This is a genomic window from Atlantibacter sp. RC6, from assembly GCF_014193285.1.
Classification (GTDB): Bacteria; Pseudomonadota; Gammaproteobacteria; order Enterobacterales; family Enterobacteriaceae; genus Atlantibacter.
Genome location: NZ_JACHZE010000001.1, coordinates 574,535 through 590,488 on the forward strand (window position 1 = coordinate 574,535; position 15,954 = coordinate 590,488).

Below are 15,954 nucleotides of genomic sequence, written 5' to 3' on the forward strand. Positions count from 1 at the left end.
GCCGGTATTAACGTTGCTGCTTTCGATGAATTAGCCGCCTGGTGATTGTTTTCGCTTGATAAATCAGCGTAAAGATGGGTAAAAGCCCTTTCCCGCTTCCTTATTGCGCACTATTCTCTGACGCTAAACACCTGTTATGAGAGAACAACTCATGGATCGCATAGTTTATTCCTCACGCGATATGAATTCGCTGCTTAGCACGCATAAAGTGCTGCGTAATACTTATTTCCTGTTGAGCCTGACGCTGGCGTTTTCCGCTATCACCGCAACCGCCAGCACCGTGCTGGGTCTGCCGTCGCCGGGGATTATCCTGACGCTGGTGGGTATGTATGGCTTGATGTTCCTGACCTATAAAACCGCGAATTCTCCGGCGGGTATTTTCTCCGCGTTCGCGTTTACCGGTTTCCTGGGTTATATCCTGGGCCCGATCCTGAATGCTTACCTGTCTGCCGGTATGGGTGACGTGATCGGTATGGCGCTCGGCGGCACCGCGTTAGTGTTCTTCTGCTGCTCAGCCTACGTGCTGACTACCCGCAAAGACATGTCCTTTATGGGCGGTATGCTGATGGCGGGTATCGTCATCGTGCTGATTGGCATGGTAGCGAATATCTTCCTGCAACTGCCGGCCCTGCACCTGGCCATCAGTGCCGTGTTTATTCTGATCTCGTCTGGCGCAATCCTGTATGAGACCAGCAATATCATTCACGGCGGCGAAACCAACTATATCCGCGCTACCGTCAGCCTGTACGTATCGCTGTATAACATCTTCGTCAGCCTGCTGAGCATCCTGGGCTTCGCCAGCCGCGATTAATCAGCCTCTTGTTTACCCGGCCCCGCCACTGTGCGGGGCTTTGTTTTTTCAGCCGCCAATATTTGCTACACTGCGACCCCGTTTCACGGTGGTAAGAGCATTATGTTGACCTTTAACGATGTACAATTTGAAACCGATAACGAGGGTTATCTGAAAGACTCCAGCGCCTGGAGCGAAGGCCTGGCGGAGGTGATTGCCGAGCAGGAAGGCATCGCGCTTACGCCAGAGCACTGGGAAGTGGTGCGCTTTGTCCGTGCGTTTTATCTGGAATTTAACACCTCGCCCGCCATCCGGATGTTAGTAAAGGCCATGGCGAAAGCGTATGGCGAGGAGAAGGGCAACAGCCGCTATCTGTTCCGTCTGTTTCCGAAAGGCCCGGCGAAGCAGGCCACAAAAATCGCGGGTCTGCCTAAGCCGGTGAAATGCCTTTAATGGCGAATGCCGAAATTGGTCCATTCGCGCTCGGGTCGGTGCGGCTCATGAAGCACTTTCTCCACCCGGGCGCTGCGCGGCCCGCCCGCTTTTAACCAGGCCAACAGCTGTTCCACCTTGTCATTTTCGCCACAGGCCACTACCTCCACGCTGCCATCGTCTAAATTACGGGCATACCCGGTGAGCCCCAGCCGGTTGGCTTCATGCTGGGTGCTGTAACGAAACCCTACGCCCTGGACCGTGCCGTGCACCCAGGCAATTACGCATACATTTGACATTACCCTGCTCCTTTATGCCGGGCGCGTTGCATTTCACCGCTGAACTCGGGAAAATAGCGCCCATTTTCTCTGACATCAGCATAGCAAATTATGAGTGTACGTTTAGTGTTAGCCAAAGGGCGCGAGAAATCGTTATTGCGCCGTCATCCGTGGGTTTTTTCCGGCGCCGTTGCGCGCCTGGAAGGGAAAGCCAATCTGGGTGAAACCATTGATATCGTCGATCACCAGGGCAAGTGGCTGGCGCGCGGCGCATATTCTCCCGCGTCGCAGATCCGCGCCCGGGTCTGGACCTTCGATCGCGATGAAGCCATCGATATCGACTTTTTCACTAAACGCCTGCAACAGGCGCAGCAGTGGCGCAGCTGGCTGGCGGCGCGCGACGGGCTCGACAGTTATCGCTTAATCGCTGGTGAGTCAGACGGTTTGCCGGGTGTGACCATCGATCGCTTCGGCGATTTCCTGGTGCTGCAACTGCTGTCGGCTGGTGCGGAGTATCAACGCCCTGCCCTGCTCAGCGCGCTGCACACGCTCTATCCGCAATGCGCTATTTACGATCGTTCTGATGTCGCGGTGCGTAAAAAAGAGGGCATGGAGTTGACGCAGGGGCCGGTGAGCGGCGAATTGCCCCCTGACCTGCTGGCGATTGAAGAACACGGCATGAAGCTGCTGGTGGATATCAAAGGCGGCCATAAGACCGGCTATTACCTCGATCAGCGCGACAGCCGCTTCGCCACCCGCGGCTATGTGAAGGATAAACGTGTACTGAACTGCTTCTCTTACACCGGCGGATTCGCGGTTTCCGCGCTGATGGGCGGATGCCAGCAGGTAATCAGCGTTGATACCTCGCAGGACGCGCTGGACGTGGCGAAGCAAAACGTTGAACTGAACGGTCTGGATCTCAGCAAAGCTGACTTTATTCGTGACGACGTGTTCAAGCTGCTGCGTAAATATCGCGACCAGGGCGAGAAATTCGACGTCATCGTGATGGATCCGCCCAAGTTTGTAGAAAACAAAAACCAGCTGATGGGTGCCTGCCGCGGCTATAAAGACATTAATATGCTGGCGATCCAGCTGCTCAATCCGGGCGGCGTGCTGCTGACTTTCTCGTGTTCAGGGCTGATGGCCAGCGATTTATTTCAGAAAATCATCGCCGATGCCGCTGTAGATGCCGGACGTGATGTACAATTTATAGAGCAGTTCCGTCAGGCAGCCGATCACCCGGTGATAGCGAGCTACCCGGAAGGGCTTTATTTGAAAGGATTTGCCTGCCGCATCATGTAACTTGAAAAATGGGAAACCGCCCGCATATCAGATGCAGAGTTAAGTTTCCCCGGGAGGTGACGATGATTGCCAGCAAATTCGGTATTGGCCAACAGGTCCGCCACTCATTGCTGGGTTATCTGGGCGTGGTGGTCGATATCGATCCCGAATACGCGCTGGATGAACCTAACGCAGACGAGCTGGCGGTAAACGCAGAATTGCGCGCCGCCCCCTGGTATCATGTGGTTATGGAAGATGACGACGGCCAGCCGGTTCACACCTACCTGGCCGAAGCCCAATTGAGCGGCGAGCTTCAGGACGAACATCCTGAGCAACCCTCGATGGACGAACTGGCGCAGACTATCCGTAAACAGCTTCAGGCTCCGCGCTTAAACAACTAAAAATAAACCCCGCAGCGCGGGGTTTATCGTTTATTTGGCCAGCCCCAGCCGGGGAATTTCAATTGCCGGGCAACGATCCATCACCACTTTCATTCCCGCATCCCGCGCCAGTACCGCCGCCTGTTCATTGATCACACCCAGTTGTAGCCACAGCGTTTTCGCGCCAATCGCAATCGCCTCCTGCGCGACGCCCCACGCAGCTTCCGAATTGCGAAACACGTCCACCATATCGATTTTTTCCGGGATTTCGCTCAGCGAACCGTAGCCTTTCTGGCCCAGCAGCGTTTTCCCCGCCACTTTGGGCGATACGGGGATCACGTGATAACCCTGGTTCAGCAGATAAGCCATCACACGGTAACTTGGCCGTTCCGGTTTGTCGCTGGCTCCCACTAGCGCAATGGTGCGCGTTGTCTTCAGAATGCCAGCAATATCAGATTCATTCATAGTCGACCCTCCAGCAGTGGTTTCTCAGTGTATGCCAAACCTTCAGGACTCACCATCATTCCCATACGGATGCATGAGAGCAAAACAGATAAATCTGGATATATGTTAATGAATATTATTCGTGCAAAATTTTGATACATTCTCTGGCTGTGATGCCGGGAGTCTGGAGACATTAATGAAAGGCTTTTTCGCCGCGGCGATGCTGGTGGCGCTGATTCCGGTTACGGCAGCGGCCACGACGCTACATCTTTCCGGAGATATCGATTTATTGGTTCTCGATGGTAAAAAGGTTTCTGGCTCTTTATTACGCGGCGCGGATAGCATTGAATTAGATAACGGCCCTCATCAGTTGGTGTTTCGGGTGGAAAAAAATCTGGTTACCGCCAGCCGGGACAGATGGCTGTATATCTCCCCACCGCTGATCATGACGTTCGACACCCGCAATGTCACTCAGGTCAATATCGCCTTACCGCGGATTGAAACGGAAAAAGAGAGCGAACAGTTTAACGCCGCGCCGCGCGTGCAGTTGTTGGACGGCAGCGCCGCGCCAATACCGGCCAGGCTCGATGTGCTGGCGGTGACTAGCACCCCCAAAGGAATTGATTACGAATGGGAAACCGAGCGCTATAACAAGGCCAACAACAAAGCTTCCGCCCCTGAATTTGTCACCCTGATGGCCGATGACAGCGCCCTGCTTTCCGGTCCGTCGGAACTGGACAGGCCGGTGGCCCATTCGCAAACCCTGACCGAGCAACGGCTTAAGCACTGGTATTTACAGGCCGACAATGACACCCGCACCCGCTTTCTGGAATGGGTGAAGCAGCAACCCTCTTCCTGACCCGTATCAACCTCGGTTTTTTTCATCGCTTCGCTTGCGGCATCAATCACTTCCGGTAAGCTGTAGCCAAATTTCTTTCATGGATACTGCTATGGAACTGACTACCCGTACCCTTGGCGCACAAAAACATATCGCGCTGGTTGCCCACGATCACTGCAAAGAAATGCTGCTGAAATGGACCGAACGCCATCAAACGCTGCTGTCGCAACACGTCCTTTACGCCACCGGCACTACCGGTAACCTGATTCAACGCGCCAGCGGGCTGGAAGTCAAAGCCATGTTGAGCGGCCCGATGGGCGGCGACCAGCAGGTGGGCGCGCTGATATCGGAAGGCAAAATCGACGTGCTGATCTTCCTGTGGGATCCGCTTAACGCCGTCCCGCACGATCCCGATGTAAAAGCGCTGCTGCGCCTGGCTACGGTATGGAATATTCCCGTCGCCACCAATATTTCCACCGCCGACTTCATTATCCAGTCGCCGCATTTTAATGATAACGTCGATATTCTTATCCCTGACTATCAACGTTATCTGGCTGACCGTCTGAAGTAATTACGGCTTTTTCGCCATCGGCACACCGAGCGCTTCCAGAACAGGCACAAAGCGGGAAGGGTTCGGTTTGTTGTAGAGCAGCCATACCCGATGCCGGGCGCGGGTTAGCGCCACATAGAGCAAACGCCGCTCTTCGGCATCCGGAAAATCCTCCGGCTGCGGCAGCAGCCCCTGCTCAATCACCGATTCCCGCGCGGGTGCCGGGAAGCCTTCCTTGCCCTCCTGTAAGCCCGCGATAATCACATAGTCCGCCTGCTGGCCTTTGCTGGCATGGATAGTCATAAAATCGATGTTCAGCTTCGGCCAACGGGTTTCGGCTTTCTCCAGCGCGGCCGGGCGCAAATGGTGATAGCGAGCCAGCACCAGAATGCGCTCATCATGACGGGCGTAGCCGCTGAGTTTATCCAGCAGCGCCTCAAGCTGGTCGTCAGGCAGCAGGGTGACCGCTCTTTTATCCCCCGCCGTTAAGCTGTTCAGCGGCTTAGCCAGTTGATGCGGGTTCTGCTGCACAAACGCGTTGGCAATTTGACCGATACGCTGATTAAAACGATAGGTCGTGTCCAGCGCGCATTGATCCCCTTCGCCAAAGTGATGGGCAAAGGAGGTGGTCAGCAGCAACTCCGCGCCGCTGAAGCGGTAAATCGCCTGCCAGTCATCCCCCACGGCATACAGGGCGGTGTGGGAGTTTTGCCGCCGTAGCGCCGCCAGCAGCGCCGCGCGTTGGGGAGAGATATCCTGGAATTCGTCCACCAGGATGTGCTTCCATGGGCTGACAAAACGCCCGTTATCCAGCACATTAACCGCCTGGTGAATCAGCCCGGAAAAATCCACCGCGCCTTCCGCTTTCAGTGCGCCCTTCCAGGCTTTAACCAGCGGCGCCATCAGCCTGACGCGTTTCTGAAACAGGTCGCGGATCTCTTCCGGCACGCTGGCGATCATCTCCGCCTGGCTACCGCCATGGGTGCGGATAATTCCCAGCCATCTCTCCAGCCGTGGAGCAAGACGGCGGGCCAGTTTGTCATCCTGCCAGAAGTTGCCTTCATCAATTTCCCAACCGAGCTCGTCGGTCAGCCATTGCCGCCAGCCCTTCGCCTGGGCTTTTTTCTCCTGGCACTGTTCACGCCAGGTGGTGATCAACAGTTTGTGGCGCGCCTCGGTATCGCTTTCCAGTTTGCTGATTTGCGGCGCTTTCTTGCTACCCTGTTGGATAATATGCAACGCCAGAGAATGGAAGGTGCGCGCGCTGATTTGATCGGTATGCAAACGTTCCTGAATCCGCTGATCCATCTCCTGGGCCGCTTTGCGCCCAAACGCCAACAGCAAAATTTGATCGGCGGAGGCTTCGCCGCGCGCCATCAGCCACCCTGCGCGCGCCACCAGCACCGACGTTTTACCGCTGCCGGCCCCGGCAAGCACCAGCACTGACTCTTCACCATTGACCACCGCGCGGGCCTGGCTTGAGTTAAGCGGTGACGATTCAATCTGCTGGAAGAATTCGGCGTACTGGCTAAGCATCTGTTCCGTGAACGTTTGGTTAGCCTGCTGGCGGCGTTTTTCAACGTTGGTCAGCCAGCTGTTACATTCCAGGTAAGCGTCACGGCAGTTATCAAACTCCGTTAAACGGGACAGCGGCAGCGGCAATGCGCTAAACGCCGCGCGGATAGCCTGCTGGATGCCCTCAATATCCTGGCGCTTGAGCCACTTATTGCGCCGGGTCAGCGCCTCGATACGCTGACATTGCTCGTCGAGTACCGATGCGGCTATCTCGCTCATTTCCTGGCTCCAGCGCGTCCAGAGCCCGGAAAGATGCTGGTAAAAACGCTGGGTTTCGCCCCACTCCGTGCCGTGCAGACGCACCACCTGATTATTCGGCACCACAAATTCCAGCTCGCCCCATACCATGCCGCGTTTGCAGCTCATCGCCAGCAGTTGGTTAAAGGGAATGAGATATTCGTGATTATCGCCCGATACCTTTACGCCCGCGGTCAGGATCTCGACCCGATCGTAAGGATGCTGCGCGAGCCGTTTTCCTATTGAAGTTGCTTTCAGTTCCATCACGTAACCAGGGTTAATCGTCGTTGGCTAAGTTTAACCGCCCTGTATATGCCGCTCCAGAGTAAAAACGCGTTACAATTGCTGAGGTTAATGTTTTTGCTCAGCAATCAAAGGAAGAGATTCTATGCGCACGGTTCTTAACATTCTTAATTTTGTTCTCGGCGGCTTTGCCACCACCCTCTCCTGGCTGCTGGCGACGGTGCTGAGCATCGTCTTTATTATTACTCTGCCGTTAACCCGCTCCTGCTGGGAAATCACTAAGTTATCGCTGGTGCCTTATGGCAACGAAGCGGTTCACGTCGATGAACTGGAGCCGCAAAGCAGAAGCGCGATCCTGAACACCGGCGGCACGCTGCTGAATATGGTTTGGCTGGTGCTGTTCGGCTGGTGGCTGTGCCTGATGCACATCGCCGCCGGGATTATGCAATGCGTATCGATTATTGGCATTCCGGTGGGCATCGCGAATTTTAAAATTGCCGCCATTGCGCTTTGGCCAGTGGGCCGCCGGGTGGTGTCGGTGGAAGTCGCGCAAGCCGCGCGTGAAGCCAATGCCCGTCGCCGTTTTCAATAATGAAAAAACGCAACAGTATGTTTAGCCCCCTGCTCAGGCGATACTCCTGGAACAGCACCTGGCTGTATAACGTGCGCATTTTTATCGCCCTGTGCGGCAGCGCGGCGCTGCCCTGGTGGCTTGGCGAAGTTAAGCTCACGATTCCGCTGACGTTAGGCGTTGTTGCCGCCGCGCTGACCGATCTGGACGATCGGCTGGCGGGACGGTTACGTAATCTGATCATCACCCTGATCTGCTTTTTTATTGCCTCCGCCTCGGTGGAACTGCTGTTTCCGTGGCCATGGCTGTTTGCCGTTGGGCTGATGATCTCCACCTGCGGTTTTATACTGCTCGGTGGCCTGGGGCAGCGTTACGCCACCATCGCGTTTGGCGCATTACTGATTGCCGTCTATACCATGCTGGGCGTCTCGCTGTACCAACACTGGTATCAGCAGCCGTTGCTGCTGCTGGCGGGCGCGGTGTGGTACAACCTGCTGACGCTGATCGGCTACCTGATTTTCCCGGTCAGGGCGTTGCAGGACAGCCTGGCACGCAGCTACGAGCAGCTCGCCTGGTATCTGGAAATGAAATCGCGGTTGTTCGATCCCGACATTGAAGAGGAGCGGCAGGCGCCAATGATGGAGCTGGCGCTGGCCAACAGCCAGTTGATCGCCACGCTCAACCAGACCAAGGCGCTGTTGCTGACCCGTCTGCGCGGCGATCGCGGCCAGCGCGGCACCCGCCGGACACTACACTATTACTTTGTCGCGCAGGATATTCACGAGCGAGCCAGTTCCGCCCACATTCAGTATCATGAACTGCGTCAAAAGTTGCGTTATAGCGATGTGATGTTCCGCTTCCAGCGGCTGCTTTCTATGCAGGGGCAGGCCTGTCAGGCGCTGGCGCGCTCAATTTTGCTGCGTACCCCCTACCAGCATGACCCGCGTTTTGAACGCGCGTTTATTCATCTTGACGCCGCGATTTCACGTATCCGCCCGGATGCGATGTCGGATGCGGAAAAGAAAGCCATCGGATTTCTCATCAACAACCTGCGCGATGTCGATGCCCAGTTAGCCAGTATTGAATCTGAGCAGGCCCTGGCTGAACCGCGTAGCGATGAGAACCAGCTTGCCGATGACAGCCTGCACGGCGTCAACGATATCTGGCTGCGGCTTAGCCGCCATTTTACCCCGGAATCGGCGCTGTTTCGCCATGCGGTAAGAATGTCGGTGGTGCTGTGTATCGGCTACGCCTTTATCCAGGTAACCGGTTTGCAGCACGGTTACTGGATCCTGCTGACCAGCCTGTTTGTCTGCCAGCCCAACTATAACGCCACGCGCCACCGTCTGGCGTTAAGGGTGATCGGTACGCTAATTGGCGTGGCGATTGGCATCCCGGTGCTGTGGTTTGTGCCCTCGCTTGAAGGACAGCTGATATTAATCGTTATTACCGGCGTACTGTTCTTTATGTTCCGCACCGTGCAGTACGCTCACGCCACCATGTTTATTACCCTGCTGGTGCTGCTGTGCTTTAATCTGTTGGGCGAAGGCTTCGAAGTGGCGCTGCCCCGCATTATCGACACGCTGATAGGTTGCGCCATCGCCTGGGCAGCGGTGAGTTTTATCTGGCCGGACTGGCGTTTTCGCCGGCTCGATCAGGTGCTTGAGCGGGCGCTTAACGCCAACTGCCGCTATCTTGATGCCATTCTCGAGCAATACCACCAGGGCCGCGACAACCGCCTCGCCTACCGTATCGCTCGTCGCGACGCCCATAACCGCGATGCGGAACTGGCATCAGTGGTGTCGAATATGTCAACGGAACCCCACGTCAGCGATGAATTACGCGAAATCGCCTTTCGGTTGCTGTGCCTGAACCATTCATTGACAGGCTATATCTCCGCTCTCGGCGCGCATCGCGAAAAAGTTGTTACTCCCAACATCCTCGCCATCCTGGATGATGCCGTATGCTATGTCGACGATGCATTGCATCATCTGCCGGCAGATGAAAACAGAGTCCAGCAGGCTTTATCCGGGCTGACGCAGCGGATCCGGGAAATTGAGCCTCGCCAGGAGAGCAAAGAAGCGCTGGTCCTACAGCAAATAGGGTTAATCGCGGGGCTGCTGCCAGAAATGAGTAAATTGCAGACTCAAGTGTCATCCCTCGCTGAGTGACGAAGGCTGTTTGATAAACCACTCATACAGCTCCCGGCGAGTTTCCGCCGGGAGCGCCGCCTCATGCAGCCCGACAATAGCGCCTTCGAGCGCATAAAGGGTTTTAATACCACAATTTTTTTTAATGGTACGCAACTTTAACCAACACGCCTTTGAACCATAGGCTTTAAGGGTAGGCACATCGCCAATTCCCACTTCCCAGAGCCATATCTCATATTGCAAAGAGAGATTAGGTAAATCTTTAACGCGCAATTCTTGCTGGCGGTGGGCAATATCCTCATTGGCGCGGGTAATTGAATTTGCCGCTAACCGCACCAGTAAATCCGGGTTATCCCACAGCTCGTTATCAACCTGGTAATAATTCAGGTAAACCGGTCTTCCCCGGCGAGTGAATTTCAGCTTCGATGCGTTGCGTTGGGTAAAATAGTTGGCGCTTTGTTCATTAGCACGTAAAAAAAGCTCGCCTTCAACCAGCATGCCGAAGGCGGCTTTATCAATGGTCAGACTGTATCCGCCGAACAGAGAACGACATTGCACTTCACCCAGGGCCTTTAATAAATCCTCTACACGTGCAAGCGTATCAATAGTCGTCGATTTCATTATAACTCCTTTATTATCAATAAATAACAGGAATGAATCCGTTATTAATTCCTGTAAAAGGAACATATTCAACTTGGCGAATCTCGGCAATAGTAATTTTCAGCGCAGGGGATTTTGATTTAAGAATTGCGAGACACTTTCAGAAAATAAGGTTGATCTTTGCGCTGCTCGCGAGTACTGTATAAACATACAGTACACACTGGAGTTGAACACACCATGAACATCACTGCTCATTTAAATCGCTCAGTTACACCAATGCGCCCGGCAAAACCGCATCCGGAATTTTCAACAGCCCCGGAGATGAAAGGCATGGTCAGTGAAATTGTTTACCAGGAAGATCAGCCCTGGATGACCCAGTGTGTTTTACTCCCTTTATTGCAGCAGTTGGGTCAACAGTCGCGCTGGCTGTTATGGCTCACGCCTAACCAGCGTTTGAGCCGCTCCTGGCTCCAGGCCTCCGGCTTACCGCTAACTAAAGTCATGCAGGCAAGCCCAACGAATTCTTATACTACTGTCGACGCCATGCTTCGCGCGCTGCGTACTGGAAATTACAGTGTAGTGATCGGTTGGTTGTCGTATGAAATGAGTGATGAAGAGCATCAGGCGCTTTCAGAAGCGGCAGAAATGGGTAATGCGCTCTGCTTTATAATGCGCCCTTCGCGAGGGGGTAGTAACGGTACGAGACCACGTTCTGCGCTAAAAATTCATTCTGGTTTGTATCATTAAGTAAATTTAAGAGAAATCCTGGTCTTATTTTTTGACCGTGACAGGTCTTTGTTCATTCGTGAAATTTACGCGGAATACGCGGGTTCCGCTCAGTTCCACTTATCATTGCTGGCTACAATTGCACCAGAAATGTTAACAAATATGTACGCAACTCGTTTTTTTTCATATGCCTGACGGACTTCACACTTGTAAGTTTTCAACTACGTTGTAGACTTTACATCGCCAGGGTTGCTCATTAATAAACCGTACAGACGGTAGAGTGACAAGTTGAGCTATAACCCCGGTGAAGGATTTAACCGTGAACCCTGTAAAGTGGTTCATGGCCTTTTGGATGATAACGAGGCGCAAAAAATGAAAAAGACAGCTATCGCGATTGCAGTGGCACTGGCTGGCTTCGCTACCGTAGCGCAAGCCGCACCGAAAGATAACACCTGGTATGCAGGTGGTAAACTGGGCTGGTCTCAGTACCACGATACCGGTTTCTACGGTAATGGTTATGACAGCCGTATCGGTGACGGTCCGACTCACGAAAGCCAACTGGGCGCAGGTGCCTTTGGTGGTTACCAGGTTAACCCGTACGTTGGTTTCGAAATGGGTTACGACTGGTTAGGTCGTATGCCGTACAAAGGCGACACTAACAATGGCGCGTTCAAAGCTCAGGGCGTTCAGCTGACCGCTAAACTGGGTTATCCGGTAACTGACGATCTGGATATCTATACCCGTCTGGGTGGTATGGTATGGCGCGCTGACTCTAAAGCCGCATACGACAACGGTGCTGGTGGTCGTCTGAAAGATCACGACACTGGCGTTTCTCCGGTATTCGCTGGTGGTGTTGAATGGGCTGTTACCCGCGACATCGCTACCCGTCTGGAATACCAGTGGGTTAACAACATCGGTGACGCAGGTACTGTAGGTACTCGTCCTGACAACGGCATGCTGAGCCTGGGCGTTTCTTACCGCTTCGGCCAATACGAAGCTCCGGCTCCGGTTGTAGCACCGGCTCCGGCTCCGGCTCCGGAAGTACAGACCAAGCACTTCACTCTGAAGTCTGACGTTCTGTTCAACTTCAACAAAGCCACTCTGAAACCGGAAGGCCAGCAGGCTCTGGATCAGATGTACACCCAGCTGAGCAACCTGGATCCGAAAGACGGTTCCGTAGTGGTTCTGGGCTTCACTGACCGTATCGGTTCTGACGCTTACAACCAGGGTCTGTCTGAGAAACGTGCTCAGTCCGTTGTTGATTACCTGATCTCTAAAGGTATCCCGTCTGACAAGATCTCTGCACGTGGCATGGGCGAATCTAACCCGGTTACTGGCAGCACCTGTGACAACGTTAAACCGCGCGCTGCTCTGATCGACTGCCTGGCACCGGATCGTCGCGTAGAAATCGAAGTTAAAGGTATCAAAGACGTTGTAACTCAGCCGCAGGCTTAAGTTACCGTTATGAAAAAACCCCGCATTGCGGGGTTTTTTTTCGCCTGTCGTTGGTAACGGAACAGCGGCAATCAGCTAAATAAAGAGCGGCTTACTCCCCTTTACCCAGCAAGGCTTCGATATCCTGCTTGAGCGTCGACATCTGGCTGGCATATTTCTCTTTACGCTCGGCATCTTCAATTAGTTGCACGATGGTTTCGGAAAGCGTGCTGCCCCTGCGCTGCGCCAGGCCAGCTAAACGCTGCCAGACCATATATTCCAGATCGATAGACTTTTTGCGGGTGTGCTGATGCTCCGCATTAAAATGACGCTTGCGCCGGGCCCGAATCGTCTGCTTCATGCGGTTAATCAGTTCGGGATTGATGTGCGCATCTATCCAGTCTGCAACCTGGACAGGTTCATTTTCCATGTTGAGTAAGAGGTCAACTGCCTCTTTGGCCGCGCTGGCTTCAATATAACGGGTAATCAGCTCGCCTTCGCGATGCTTCTTCACCAGATATTTCCATTTCCAGCCGCTTTCGAGATTTTCCAATTGTTGGTATTTCATTGTGATCTCAGGGTGACCGTATAACTCACTTCAGAATAACAGTTTTTTGCCAATTCGCTGAATTGAAATCGTCGCCTGTGATTCTCGGTTCGATTCTCCCGGCCAAATGCTTGATTACGGGTGTGTCCTGTGTGCCATTACGCTATAATCGCGCCTTTAACCTCTACCTTAAAAAAGCGACTTTGACCATTAATAAACTTTCATGGCGTGCTCTGGTTGCCGATACCGATCGGTACCTTGAACTGTTTGCGCAGCCACAAACGGACCCCGATTCGCCGCTCGACATTCAAGCCATCCAGCCCCGTTTATGCTTTGGCCTTGAACAGTTGATTCACCCTTATTCCTCTTCGGCGTTTATGCTCGTCAGAGCGCCAGAAGAAAAAGATTATCTCGATACCGTCGCTGACTATTTGCGGGAAAATAGCCCTGCAGCCGATCAACTGTTTGGCGGCCGTTATTCGATTGAAAACCATACCGTTACGCTGCACCCTGCCGTTAGCGCTGAAGATCCGTTTACCAGCGCCGGTGAAATTGTGTCTGCCGACTGGGTCGAAACGGAGCAGTTGTTTGGGTGCGTACGCCAGCTCGGCGAGAAAGTGACGTTACAACCCGGCCTGATTCATCAGGCTAACGGCGGCGTGCTCATCCTCTCCCTGCGAGCGCTGCTTTCCCAGCCACTGCTGTGGCTACGATTAAAGCATATGGTTGAGCGTAACCGCTTCGACTGGTTCTCCCAGGACGAATCGCGTCCGCTGCCGGTTTCGGTGCCCTCTTTGCCCCTGCAATTGAAAGTGGTGCTGGTAGGCGATCGCGAATCGCTGGCTGATTTTCAGGAGATGGAGCCGGAACTGAGTTCGCTCGCCATTTACAGTGAGTTTGAAGATAACCTTCAGGCCACGGATGAAGAATCCATGAGCCTGTGGCTGCAATGGGTATTGCATATCAGCGCAACCCATCAGCTACCGTCGCCTGATGCCAGCGCCTGGCCCATCCTGATCCGCGAAGCAACGCGTTATACTCAGGATCAGGAAACGCTGCCACTTTACCCTTCGTGGATTTTGCGCCAGCTGCGTGAAGTCTCACCGCTGTGCGATGGCGAAACCTTTAATGCCGAACAATTTGCCTCAATGCTTGAACAACGGGCCTGGCGTGAAGGTTTCCTCGCAGAACGTATGCAGGATGAAATCCTGCTCGACCAAATTCTGGTTGAAACCGAAGGCGACCGCGTCGGTCAAATCAACGCCCTGTCGGTGATTGAGTTTCCGGGCCACCCGCGCGCTTTCGGCGAGCCTTCGCGCATTAGCTGCGTGGTGCATATTGGCGATGGCGAGTTTATTGATATTGAACGCAAAGCCGAACTGGGCGGAAATATCCATGCTAAAGGCATGATGATTATGCAGGCTTTTTTGATGTCGGAATTGCAGCTTGAGCAGCAAATTCCCTTTTCCGCCTCGCTGACCTTTGAACAATCTTACAGCGAAGTGGATGGCGATAGCGCGTCAATGGCCGAGCTGTGCGCGTTAATCAGCGCGCTGGCGGATGTGCCGGTACATCAAAATATGGCCATCACCGGATCAGTAGACCAGTTTGGCCGGGCGCAGCCTGTTGGCGGTCTTAACGAAAAAATCGAAGGATTTTTTGAGATTTGCCAGAGCCGGGAATTAACGGGGAATCAGGGCGTGATTATTCCATCGGCTAACGTGCGGCATCTTTCGCTGTCGCAGCCTTTACTGGATGCGGTAGAGAATGAACGCTTCTTTATTTGGGCAGTGGACGACGTCATGGATGCTTTGCCGCTGCTGACCGGCCTGCCCTGGGACGGCGAAGGGCAAACGACATTGATTCAAACAATCCAGGAACGCATTGCACAAGCGACTCAGCAGGAAGGAAGAAACCGTTATCCCTGGCCTCTGGGCTGGCTTAACTGGTTCAACCACAACTGATCGGACTTGTTCAGCGTACACGTGTTAGCTAACCTGCGTGCTTCACTAAAATAAGGCTTACTGAGAACATGGTAGATAAACGCGAATCCTATACGAAAGAAGACCTTCTTGCTTCCAGCCGTGGCGAACTGTTTGGCGCTAAAGGCCCGCAGTTACCCGCACCGAACATGTTGATGATGGACCGCGTCGTCAAGATGACCGAAACCGGCGGCAATTTCGATAAAGGCTATGTCGAAGCAGAGCTGGATATCAATCCGGACCTGTGGTTCTTCGGTTGCCACTTTATTGGCGACCCGGTAATGCCTGGCTGTCTGGGCCTTGATGCGATGTGGCAACTGGTTGGGTTCTACCTGGGCTGGCTGGGTGGCGAAGGCAAAGGCCGCGCGCTGGGTGTAGGCGAAGTGAAATTTACCGGCCAGGTTCTGCCGACGGCGAAGAAAGTGACCTACCGTATCCACTTTAAGCGTGTGGTAAACCGTCGTTTGATTATGGGTCTGGCCGATGGTGAAGTGCTGGTTGATGGCCGCGTAATCTATACCGCTAATGATCTGAAAGTGGGGCTTTTCCAGGATACGTCTACGTTCTGATTACTGGTCCCCTGTAAGGCGAAACCTCCGCGCTGCGGAGGTTTCTATGTCTAAAGAGACAGTGTTATGCGATTAACACTTTGACCTCCATGGCTTCTCGCCAGCCTCCAAGCCAATAAGATCGCTGATTAACAGCCTGATAAGGACACATTTCTTTTGGTCGTCCGGTCATACCTGCTTGATAACCGCGTTGATGTGCCCGTTCCAGGCGATCTCGTTTTTGTCTCTTCATGCCTCGTTTCCCTCATCTTTGTTTCTGCTGGAAATGAAAACAGTGATGAGCAAATGCTCAATCACGACTAAGCAATAACGCGAAACCATTCACTC

General features: G+C 53.8%; 18 protein-coding genes. 12 read left to right on the top strand and 6 right to left on the bottom strand.

Going from position 1 to position 15,954, the window contains the following annotated elements; genetic code table 11:
* Positions 1-151 precede the first annotated feature (151 nt).
* Both yccA and tusE read left to right on the top strand, forming a co-directional pair.
* Positions 152-811, top strand: coding sequence for an FtsH protease modulator YccA (gene yccA, locus FHW74_RS02880; protein ID WP_183169058.1), 660 nt, complete (start codon positions 152-154; stop codon positions 809-811).
* A gap of 102 nt (positions 812-913) precedes the next feature.
* A complete protein-coding gene (gene tusE / locus FHW74_RS02885) occupies positions 914-1,243 on the top strand; it encodes a sulfurtransferase TusE (protein ID WP_183169059.1) in 330 nt (109 codons plus the stop codon).
* Here tusE and yccX read toward each other — a convergent pair.
* Positions 1,240-1,521, bottom strand: coding sequence for an acylphosphatase (gene yccX / locus FHW74_RS02890; protein ID WP_183169060.1), 282 nt, complete (start codon positions 1,519-1,521; stop codon positions 1,240-1,242). The genes tusE and yccX overlap by 4 nt on opposite strands.
* Positions 1,522-1,611: 90 nt before the next feature.
* Here yccX and rlmI point away from each other — a divergent pair, with 90 nt between their 5' ends.
* Positions 1,612-2,802, top strand: coding sequence for a 23S rRNA (cytosine(1962)-C(5))-methyltransferase RlmI (rlmI, locus tag FHW74_RS02895; RefSeq protein WP_183169061.1), 1,191 nt, complete (start codon positions 1,612-1,614; stop codon positions 2,800-2,802).
* 62 nt (positions 2,803-2,864) lie between these two features.
* On the top strand, positions 2,865-3,182 hold the full coding sequence (gene hspQ, locus FHW74_RS02900; RefSeq protein WP_183169062.1) for a heat shock protein HspQ: 318 nt from the start codon (positions 2,865-2,867) through the stop codon (positions 3,180-3,182).
* Between the two features lie 30 nt (positions 3,183-3,212).
* Here hspQ and FHW74_RS02905 read toward each other — a convergent pair whose 3' ends face one another.
* Positions 3,213-3,626: a CoA-binding protein gene (locus tag FHW74_RS02905; RefSeq protein ID WP_183169063.1), complete on the bottom strand. Its 414-nt coding sequence runs from the start codon at positions 3,624-3,626 to the stop codon at positions 3,213-3,215.
* Between the two features lie 175 nt (positions 3,627-3,801).
* On the opposite strand from FHW74_RS02905, the gene FHW74_RS02910 reads away from it, so the two are divergent.
* Both FHW74_RS02910 and mgsA read left to right on the top strand, forming a co-directional pair.
* A complete protein-coding gene (locus tag FHW74_RS02910; RefSeq protein ID WP_183169064.1) occupies positions 3,802-4,464 on the top strand; it encodes a DUF2057 family protein in 663 nt (220 codons plus the stop codon).
* A gap of 91 nt (positions 4,465-4,555) precedes the next feature.
* The gene (mgsA, locus tag FHW74_RS02915; RefSeq protein WP_183169065.1) at positions 4,556-5,014 is read left to right on the top strand and encodes a methylglyoxal synthase; all 459 of its coding nucleotides are present in this window, start codon (positions 4,556-4,558) and stop codon (positions 5,012-5,014) included.
* Here mgsA and helD read toward each other — a convergent pair whose 3' ends face one another.
* Entirely contained in the window at positions 5,015-7,069 is a 2,055-nt protein-coding gene (helD, locus tag FHW74_RS02920; protein ID WP_183169066.1) for a DNA helicase IV, read from the bottom strand.
* A gap of 124 nt (positions 7,070-7,193) precedes the next feature.
* On the opposite strand from helD, the gene FHW74_RS02925 reads away from it, so the two are divergent.
* Together FHW74_RS02925 and yccS are read left to right on the top strand one after the other, a co-directional pair.
* Positions 7,194-7,640 carry a YccF domain-containing protein gene (locus FHW74_RS02925; protein WP_183169067.1) on the top strand — a complete coding sequence of 149 codons (447 nt, stop codon included), beginning with the start codon at positions 7,194-7,196 and terminating at the stop codon, positions 7,638-7,640.
* 17 nt (positions 7,641-7,657) lie between these two features.
* A complete protein-coding gene (yccS, locus tag FHW74_RS02930) occupies positions 7,658-9,790 on the top strand; it encodes a YccS family putative transporter (protein WP_183169068.1) in 2,133 nt (710 codons plus the stop codon).
* Here the strand turns inward: yccS and FHW74_RS02935 are convergent.
* On the bottom strand, positions 9,773-10,390 hold the full coding sequence (locus FHW74_RS02935) for a TfoX/Sxy family DNA transformation protein (RefSeq protein WP_183169069.1): 618 nt from the start codon (positions 10,388-10,390) through the stop codon (positions 9,773-9,775). The two genes, yccS and FHW74_RS02935, sit on opposite strands and share 18 nt — an antisense overlap.
* A gap of 216 nt (positions 10,391-10,606) precedes the next feature.
* On the opposite strand from FHW74_RS02935, the gene sulA reads away from it, so the two are divergent.
* A complete protein-coding gene (gene sulA / locus FHW74_RS02940) occupies positions 10,607-11,116 on the top strand; it encodes an SOS-induced cell division inhibitor SulA (RefSeq protein WP_183169070.1) in 510 nt (169 codons plus the stop codon).
* 351 nt (positions 11,117-11,467) lie between these two features.
* On the top strand, positions 11,468-12,550 hold the full coding sequence (gene ompA / locus FHW74_RS02945) for a porin OmpA (protein WP_183169071.1): 1,083 nt from the start codon (positions 11,468-11,470) through the stop codon (positions 12,548-12,550).
* Between the two features lie 91 nt (positions 12,551-12,641).
* Here ompA and matP read toward each other — a convergent pair whose 3' ends face one another.
* Entirely contained in the window at positions 12,642-13,097 is a 456-nt protein-coding gene (gene matP / locus FHW74_RS02950) for a macrodomain Ter protein MatP (RefSeq protein WP_183169072.1), read from the bottom strand.
* 182 nt (positions 13,098-13,279) lie between these two features.
* On the opposite strand from matP, the gene FHW74_RS02955 reads away from it, so the two are divergent.
* Both FHW74_RS02955 and fabA read left to right on the top strand, forming a co-directional pair.
* On the top strand, positions 13,280-15,040 hold the full coding sequence (locus tag FHW74_RS02955) for a Lon protease family protein (RefSeq protein ID WP_183169435.1): 1,761 nt from the start codon (positions 13,280-13,282) through the stop codon (positions 15,038-15,040).
* A gap of 68 nt (positions 15,041-15,108) precedes the next feature.
* Positions 15,109-15,627, top strand: a complete 519-nt coding sequence (gene fabA / locus FHW74_RS02960) for a bifunctional 3-hydroxydecanoyl-ACP dehydratase/trans-2-decenoyl-ACP isomerase (protein ID WP_183169073.1) — start codon at positions 15,109-15,111, stop codon at positions 15,625-15,627.
* Positions 15,628-15,691: 64 nt separating this feature from the next.
* Here the strand turns inward: fabA and rmf are convergent, their stop codons facing one another.
* Positions 15,692-15,859, bottom strand: a complete 168-nt coding sequence (gene rmf / locus FHW74_RS02965) for a ribosome modulation factor (protein ID WP_183169074.1) — start codon at positions 15,857-15,859, stop codon at positions 15,692-15,694.
* Between the last annotated feature and the right edge of the window lie 95 nt (positions 15,860-15,954).

What these genes read in the sequence shown, in the direction of transcription:
- yccA (WP_183169058.1), top strand. Translation starts at nt 152, where the DNA reads ATGGATCGCATAGTTTATTCCTCACGCGATATGAATTCGCTGCTTAGC.
- tusE (WP_183169059.1), top strand. Translation starts at nt 914, where the DNA reads ATGTTGACCTTTAACGATGTACAATTTGAAACCGATAACGAGGGTTAT.
- yccX (WP_183169060.1), bottom strand. Translation starts at nt 1,521, where the DNA reads ATGTCAAATGTATGCGTAATTGCCTGGGTGCACGGCACGGTCCAGGGC.
- rlmI (WP_183169061.1), top strand. Translation starts at nt 1,612, where the DNA reads ATGAGTGTACGTTTAGTGTTAGCCAAAGGGCGCGAGAAATCGTTATTG.
- hspQ (WP_183169062.1), top strand. Translation starts at nt 2,865, where the DNA reads ATGATTGCCAGCAAATTCGGTATTGGCCAACAGGTCCGCCACTCATTG.
- FHW74_RS02905 (WP_183169063.1), bottom strand. Translation starts at nt 3,626, where the DNA reads ATGAATGAATCTGATATTGCTGGCATTCTGAAGACAACGCGCACCATT.
- FHW74_RS02910 (WP_183169064.1), top strand. Translation starts at nt 3,802, where the DNA reads ATGAAAGGCTTTTTCGCCGCGGCGATGCTGGTGGCGCTGATTCCGGTT.
- mgsA (WP_183169065.1), top strand. Translation starts at nt 4,556, where the DNA reads ATGGAACTGACTACCCGTACCCTTGGCGCACAAAAACATATCGCGCTG.
- helD (WP_183169066.1), bottom strand. Translation starts at nt 7,069, where the DNA reads ATGGAACTGAAAGCAACTTCAATAGGAAAACGGCTCGCGCAGCATCCT.
- FHW74_RS02925 (WP_183169067.1), top strand. Translation starts at nt 7,194, where the DNA reads ATGCGCACGGTTCTTAACATTCTTAATTTTGTTCTCGGCGGCTTTGCC.
- yccS (WP_183169068.1), top strand. Translation starts at nt 7,658, where the DNA reads ATGTTTAGCCCCCTGCTCAGGCGATACTCCTGGAACAGCACCTGGCTG.
- FHW74_RS02935 (WP_183169069.1), bottom strand. Translation starts at nt 10,390, where the DNA reads ATGAAATCGACGACTATTGATACGCTTGCACGTGTAGAGGATTTATTA.
- sulA (WP_183169070.1), top strand. Translation starts at nt 10,607, where the DNA reads ATGAACATCACTGCTCATTTAAATCGCTCAGTTACACCAATGCGCCCG.
- ompA (WP_183169071.1), top strand. Translation starts at nt 11,468, where the DNA reads ATGAAAAAGACAGCTATCGCGATTGCAGTGGCACTGGCTGGCTTCGCT.
- matP (WP_183169072.1), bottom strand. Translation starts at nt 13,097, where the DNA reads ATGAAATACCAACAATTGGAAAATCTCGAAAGCGGCTGGAAATGGAAA.
- fabA (WP_183169073.1), top strand. Translation starts at nt 15,109, where the DNA reads ATGGTAGATAAACGCGAATCCTATACGAAAGAAGACCTTCTTGCTTCC.
- rmf (WP_183169074.1), bottom strand. Translation starts at nt 15,859, where the DNA reads ATGAAGAGACAAAAACGAGATCGCCTGGAACGGGCACATCAACGCGGT.